Source organism: SAR324 cluster bacterium, assembly GCA_029245725.1.
Lineage (GTDB): Bacteria > SAR324 > SAR324 > SAR324 > NAC60-12 > JCVI-SCAAA005.
Genome location: JAQWOT010000358.1, coordinates 69,952 through 77,221, shown reverse-complemented (window position 1 = coordinate 77,221; position 7,270 = coordinate 69,952). Strand labels below are relative to the sequence as shown.

Below are 7,270 nucleotides of genomic sequence, written 5' to 3'. Positions count from 1 at the left end.
AGCAAAAACATGGAAGGGCTACATCGATGAGGTCAAGGTCTTTGGCAGAACCTTTAGTGTTGATGATGTTGTCACTGATTGTATGAAAGCTGATAATTGTTCTTGGGTTCCGCCAACAGCACCAACTCTAGCTGGAACTGGGAGGGCGCAGGCAATCATGTTGACTTGGAATCAGCAAGCAGGAACAGATAACGCTACCATCTACTGGCGTACAAGTGGAACTTCATTTGAAGGCTCACCAACAGCCCCAACTGCATCAGACAATGTAATCAATGTTACTGATAATCAGACATCTTATTTGTTAACAGGATTAACAGGAGGTAACTACTATCACTTTGTGATCAAAGCAAACAACAAAAATGGAAGCAGTCCTGTCAGTTCTGTTCTTGGAAATGTTCAGCCAACCAGTTTTGTAGCGAATACTTTTGATACCAATAATGGAGGTGTCTGTAAGATTCAAAATGACAAGAGTCTTCACTGTAAGGGACGCAACAATTTAGACCAATATGATAATGCCAGGACAGCACGGCCTGCTGCAGTTGATGTGTTTGGAATCACAAATGCTGAAACAATCTCACATGACTACAACAAAGTCAGTGCGATCAAATCTGACGGTAGTTATCAGCATCGTGGTTATGATGACAGCAGAGGCTCACTCACAAGTCCTGTCACAGGCGTAAGCAATCCCATCCAAGTTGAACAGGGTTATAATTTTGTTGCCTATCTCATGAGCAATGGAACGATTCGCACCAGAGGTGACAATACTTATGGTCAGCTTGGCAATGGCTCAAACACTAACGAGACTTCTGGTTCCGTTCAAGTCAGTGGAATCACAACAGCAGTTAAGATTGTTACTGGGCAATGGCATATGTGTGCGCTTCTTTCAAACGCTCAAGTATGGTGTTGGGGTGTGAATTCATTTGGGGAGCTTGGTGATGGAACAACAACACATAGAAATGCTCCTGTTCAAGCAAGTTTACCATCAAATACAGCAGTTGACATTTTTGTAGGAGGAAGAACATCTGCTGCCGTTTTATCAAACGGTAAGGTGTACACTTGGGGTTCTAATACTAACAGCAAAGCCAAATGTTCCACCAATACAAATGCTATTTCAACACCGAGAGAACTTACTGTAATTAGTGATGTCAAAGAGATTGATTTTGGAACAGGACATTCTGTGATCCTCAAGAATAATGGGAATGTCTACACATGTGGCACAAATTATACTTCATCAAATGTAGCTGGGAATGCTGCATTTTTAGCTGGCATGAGTAGTAGTGCAGAGAAAACAAATGGAGCCATTCTGATGGATGACTTTAATGGAAGAGTAGTTAGTGTGAGAGCAGATGGTAGTAACTCATACATGTTGCTTGACAATGGGAGTCTGGCTTGTATCGGTGATAATGAATATGGGCAATGTAATAATGATGGCTCAACAATTAATACAGATCAGACTACACCAATAATTATTCCAGACATGTGACTACCAACTGAATCAAGTTGAAGATTGAGATCAATTGGGTCAGTCAGAACAATTGGAAGGGATATATAGATGAGTTCAAGATTTACGAGAGAGCCTTCAATGCAACGGAGGTGAGTAATGTTTACACTAATGATACCCCATGACAAATGCTCGCTGATTGAAAATTCTAACTAAGCTACAGCAGGCCTGAACTATCTCTGAGCTTTTCTTTAAGAAAGAAAGTTTTAAGTCAGGCAACTGATATTTTATAAATTTTCATATCTTACAGTCGCTGACTTGCCGTAAGGCTGGGTGAATAGTTTTGCAAACCTCACCATTTTTTCACCAATCCCATCTTCACTAGCCCTCACTAACTGCTAGCACAGTTCCCCCTCTCAACTAGGTGGGGTTTTTGAAGCCTCATTGAATCCAAATTTATTTGTAAATAGGCGAAGGTTTTTCAGCTTCTCAAAGCGCTCTCGGCTCTTCAACTAGGAATTGTCCTGATGCAGAGATGCTTTTTTTAGGCGTAGGTCCGTTACGTTGAACTCGAGGATCAGTGAAAAAAACTGAGACATCAGGTCACTCCAGAAAAGATCAGCAAGCTTGAAAAATCTGACTGCTCTGTCAAAGGATCATCATAAAAATCTGTACATCCCATCGCTCACCGCTGAGCACCAGTTTTTAGAGCCTTGTTGAGTCAAAAGTTGTTTGTAAATGGGCAAGGGATATGAGACTTACGCTCAGTGAGTATTGATCTTGCTCCAGTTTTTGATGCACCCCTAACCCATCATGTTTAAGCCTGTCCCTTAATGCAGCATCGTCGAGTCCCGGTCCATTCCCTGGGCATCAGCCAGATTGTCAGCTTTGGGCTGCTGTTTTATGCATTCGCCCAACTCAAAGCGCCGTTAGCTCAGAGCGCAGGTGTGAGCGAAACCACGATCCTGGCTGCGGTCAGTGGAGCCTTAGTGATTCAAGGAATGCTGGCGTTGGTGATCGGCCGGTGGATTGACCGCTTTGGGGGCTTGCGCATCATGCAGGGAGGCTTTCTCATCGGAGCGCTGGGACTTGGTCTGCTCAGCCTCTATCCTTCATTCGTCTGGATTTGTTCCTGTCTTGTGTTGATTGGTGTTTCCTATGCGATGTGCACCTATGAGGTGGCTTTTGGTTCAGCCGTGCAGCTCGACGAACCCAAAGCCCGTCGCAATATTTCAATCATCACTTTCTACGGTGGAGTAGCCTCCACAATCACCTGGTTGAGTGTTGCACCGATGCTGGAGTTTTTTGGTCTCCAGATGACCTGTCTCTGTTTGGCGAGTTTGATGCTGATTGGAGCTTGGCGTCTTTGGGTGCTGGGTCGGCATTATCAACAAGAAACGCTTCGTTCCTCGCTAGCCCTTGAGCCCTTCCGCTGGTCGATTTTGACCCAGACCGAAAAGTGGGCTTTGGTGACGATGGGATCGATCAGTACCCTGGGCTATTTGACTTTTACAGCTACAAGTATGTTCTGGATAAATCTCTTTTCTGAGAAATTTGCAGATCCTGCGCTAGCGGTTGTCTTGGCGAGTTTATATGGTCCCTTTCAGGTAGTGGGGCGATGGATCGAGATGAAGTTTGGACATCGTTTTGATGCGCGGCTCTCTGGAGTGGTGGCGACCTTGCTAATGCCCTTGGCGCTGACGATGCTTCACAGTGATGCGGTCGAGATGGCAGTGTTGGCGATGATTCTGTTCGGGATGGGCCAAGGAGTATTGACAGTGACCTACGGTTTTGTGACGAACCTCTACTTTCGGGCTGCGGTTTACGGCCGTGCCAAGGGAATGATGATTGCGCCCCGAGCAGTGATTGCGGCGCTAGGGCCGAGTATTGGAGGGTTGCTCTATGCGCAGGGGGCAGAACAGTTTCTCTATGTGATGACCGGCCTAATGGTGGGAGCCATGCTGCTGATGGCCAGTCTGTTGCGTCTGCCACCTACCAACGAAATTCATATGCAGCCAAGCAATTCTTGATCAGTTGGATTTAGCAGGCAGAAGTGGCACCCCAAACCCTTGATGGACGATTGAAATGGATACTGTTCTGATTGACAGAACATACGTTAGAAACTAGTTTGGGTAGATGATTCAATCTTTCACTTGCGCTGAAACACGCGCCCTCTTCGAAAGTCGTTTCGTCAAAAAATTTGCTTCGATTGAGCGAGCTGCCCGACGTAAACTGCTGATGCTGCAAGCAGCCTCTCAGTTATCTGACCTAAGGGTTCCGCCAGGTAATCGGCTGGAGTCCCTAAAAGGCAATCGTTTCGGACAATTTAGTATTCGTGTCAATCAGCAATGGCGTATCTGTTTCCACTGGGCCAATGACGGTGCTCATGATATCGAGATTGTTGACTACCACTGAGGGAAAAGAGTATGGAGTTATTGGAAGAGATTCATCCGGGAGAGATTTTACAGGAAGAGTTCCTGCGTCCCTTGGGACTTTCGGTGAGGGGATTGGCTAGAGACCTTGATGTTCCCCCGAGTCGGATCAGTGACTTGATTCATGGTCGCCGACCGATCACTCCCGACACAGCGCTGCGGTTGGGCTTATTTTTTCAGCAGGATCCTCGTTTCTGGCTCCAGTTGCAGCTGGAGTACGATCTGCGCCAACTTCAGCGGGAGAGACAAGACGACCTCCAGCAACGGATTCGTTGTCTTTCTGCTGAGCAGATATCTTCCGGATCTATCTAAAGCTTCCTCTGCCAGTTTTCAGTAGCTGAAAAATTGTCCGGTTGCGTCTTTAGTTATTGTTTGGAAGCCTGTGAACAGATATTCATATTAAACCTACTCAGTTAAGGGCCTGGCCCACAATTATTTGAATTCAAAGGAGAACCGCATGTCTCTCGGTCATGGACGCCACTACTTATCCATTCCTGGTCCTTCTGTGATGCCGGATCGTGTGCTGCAGGCGATGCACCAGGCTGCCCCAAATATCTATGAAGGCGCCCTCTATGAGACCGTGGAAGGCATGTTGCCCGATCTGCGACGAGTGGCCCGGACTACTGGGGAGGTGGCTTTCTACATCGCCAACGGGCATGGGGTTTGGGAGGCGGCCCTGACCAATGCCCTATCTCGGGGAGATCGGATCCTGGCGCTGAATACCGGTCGCTTCGTGGCACTCTGGGCGGACATGGCGCAGAAGCTGGGTGTGGAGGTGGATCTGATAGACTTCGGCAAGGCATCGCCGGTTGAGCTGGATCAGGTGGAAGCGAAGCTGAAAGCAGACTCACAACATCGCTATCGGGCCATTCTTGTGGCTCAAACCGACACGGCGAGCTCCGTGCGAAATGACATCGCAGCCCTCGGAGCCTTGGTCAAGTCCACCGGTCATCCTGCCCTGCTGATGGTGGACTGCATGGCTAGCCTTGCCTGTGATGTCTTCGAGATGGATGCCTGGGGAGTCGACGTGATGATGGCAGGAAGCCAGAAGGGCTTGATGACTCCGCCCGGGTTGGCCTTTCTCTATCTGAACGAGCGAGGAATGGCAGCGCGAGAACGGGCTGACCTCGTAACGCCTTACTGGGACGTGCGCCCACGTGTCAAGCCGGATGTCTTCTATGAATATTTCTTTGGTACCGCACCGACTCATCATCTGTTTGGCCTGCGCGAGGCACTGACGATGCTGTTAGAGGAAGAGGGATTGGAACAGGTCTGGGCTCGACACGCCAAGCTCAGCCAAGCCGTCTGGTCAGCCTTCGAGACCTGGAGCGTAGGGAGTTCGATTCAGCTCAACATCCAGGACCGACGATACCGCTCACACTCGGTCACTTCGGTCTCGATGGAAGCTCCCTATGGCACGGAGCTCCGCAAATGGACGGAACACCGCGCAGGGGTCACTCTCGGATTGGGGATTGGCATGGCAGAACCGGATGATCCGGCTCGACACGGGTTCTTCCGAGTGGCACACATGGGACACGTCAATGCCCACATGACACTAGGGATGCTGGGAGTGCTGGATGCAGGCTTCAAGGCTCTGAAGGTTCCCCATGGTGATGGGGCGCTTGAAGCCGCGAGTCGAGTGCTCAGCGAAGCTTAGATTGAACAATGAACCTTGTCTAGGTTACGAAAGCTCCCACAAATGTTGGTAATTTTCTTTGCCTTCTCCCAACTTGGCGAGGGTTTTCGGATAACCGTTCAATCAAGTTTTTCCATCTTCATTTGAGACAATCAGGCTGAAAGCTGGATGAGGGAAATCCAAAACAACGAATTCAAGGTCGTTGAGGCTTGGGACGGCTGTTGTTTGGAGTTCTGGATTTGCCGGGAGCGGAAGTGCGCCGCTTGCGCTTGAGGTATTCCGGATCACGGGTGAGATTCCGTGAAAGATAGACGTGCTCATTGGGATTGCCAAAACCTTCTTTCTTGAAGAAACGCAGGGCCTTCTCGTTATCGGCTTCGGTATCAATCAGGATCATCCGAGCTCCCTCTTCGATGAATAAATCGGTCAGTCTGTCGAGCAGGCGTTTGCCGACACCCTTGCCTTGCCAAGCGGAGTGCACTCCCAACCAGTCTACCCAGCCATAGGCCCAGGCGCTTCTTCGTTTCTCCAACATCGCTCCCAAGGCAAAGCCGATGATCTCTCCAGCTTCCGTCTCTGCCACCCAGCAGAATTCACCATCCGTGTTGAAATTGTTGATGAAGTCGGTTTCGTCCCAAGTGCGATAGAGATTGGGCCAGTCTTCCGCGGTGTAGAGTTGTTCGCCCAAGGCATAGACACGATGTAGGTCCTCAAGTTCCATTTCACGAATTTCAAAGCTGCCCTGCACCTTGGTCGAGGAGAGAACCCCTGCACGGATCTTCGAACGTTGGTTCGGTACTTTTGACAGCAAACGATTCACTTCCTGGGCAATCCACTGAGAAGCTTCTCTGGCCTGGGGCAACATGTCCCGTTGATTGATAAAACCATGCACCATCCCCTCCCAGTTCCGCTCCACCACAGTAACCTTTGCATCGCGTAAGCGTTGGGCATAGGCCAGCCCCTCATCCCGCAACGGATCAAATCCGGCCACAATCAATAGAGTAGGAGGCAGACCTGTTAAGGAATCAGCAAAGAGTACGGAAGCCTCGGGGTGTTTAGGATCTACAGCGGTTGGCAGATACTGCTGAATGAACCAACGCATGGATGCCCGAGTGAGCAGGTAGCCTTCAGCAAACGATTCGTAGGAGGGTAGACTTTGGGTGAGATCGGTCACTGGATAGATCAGGACCTGTCCTGCCAATTTGAACAGAGCCTGATCTTTGGCTCGGAGGGCTACCGCTGCCGCTAGATTCCCCCCAGCGCTGTCTCCTCCGACTAACAGTTTGCACGAATCTCCTCCGAGCAAGTCAGTGTTTTCTGCAACCCATTGGGTGACTGTCAAGCAGTCGTCGAGTCCAGTTGGAAATTGATGTTCAGGAGCCAAACGGTAGTCTACCGAGACCACCAGCAACTGAGCTTCCTGACAGAGTGCTCGGCAGAAACCATCGACTCCGTCCAGACTCCCCAAAACCCAACCACCTCCATGAAAAAAAATCATCACTGGCCATCCAGTGGCTGTGGCAGCTGTGGGCCGATAGATCCGCAAGGGAATTAAACCGTTTGGGCCCTCGCAGTGCCGCTGCTCCACAGAACCAACGGGCTGAGGTTCGCTGAGGTGCCATCGGCGACTGGTTTCTTCTGAGATCTTTCGAGCCTCTGGAGGGGCTAGGGTTGTTAGGTCAGGCAGATTCAGGGAAGCACGTAATTGCAGGTAAAGTTGGGCTTCTGGTGCAAGTTTCATAGGGTCTCAGGCTGCATAAA

Annotated in this window: 6 protein-coding genes; 5 read left to right on the top strand and 1 reads right to left on the bottom strand. The window is 49.6% G+C overall.

All coding sequences use genetic code 11. From position 1 onward, the window contains the following. The 5 genes from P8O70_20035 to P8O70_20015 form a co-directional block, all read left to right on the top strand. Positions 1-1,483: hypothetical protein (locus tag P8O70_20035; protein MDG2199130.1), on the top strand; the 1,483-nt coding region annotated here is incomplete at its 5' end. Positions 1,484-2,274: 791 nt separating this feature from the next. Further along, complete coding sequence (locus P8O70_20030; protein MDG2199129.1) at positions 2,275-3,471, top strand: hypothetical protein; 1,197 nt, start codon at positions 2,275-2,277, stop codon at positions 3,469-3,471. A gap of 106 nt (positions 3,472-3,577) precedes the next feature. Further along, positions 3,578-3,856 (top strand): type II toxin-antitoxin system RelE/ParE family toxin, encoded by a 279-nt coding sequence (locus P8O70_20025; protein ID MDG2199128.1) that lies wholly within the window; start codon positions 3,578-3,580, stop codon positions 3,854-3,856. 11 nt (positions 3,857-3,867) lie between these two features. Continuing rightward, positions 3,868-4,185 carry a HigA family addiction module antitoxin gene (locus tag P8O70_20020; GenBank protein ID MDG2199127.1) on the top strand — a complete coding sequence of 106 codons (318 nt, stop codon included), beginning with the start codon at positions 3,868-3,870 and terminating at the stop codon, positions 4,183-4,185. Positions 4,186-4,330: 145 nt separating this feature from the next. Continuing rightward, entirely contained in the window at positions 4,331-5,530 is a 1,200-nt protein-coding gene (locus tag P8O70_20015) for an aminotransferase class V-fold PLP-dependent enzyme (protein ID MDG2199126.1), read from the top strand. 172 nt (positions 5,531-5,702) lie between these two features. On the opposite strand, the gene P8O70_20010 is transcribed toward P8O70_20015, so the two are convergent. After that, on the bottom strand, positions 5,703-7,250 hold the full coding sequence (locus P8O70_20010; protein ID MDG2199125.1) for a GNAT family N-acetyltransferase: 1,548 nt from the start codon (positions 7,248-7,250) through the stop codon (positions 5,703-5,705). Positions 7,251-7,270: the final 20 nt, after the last annotated feature.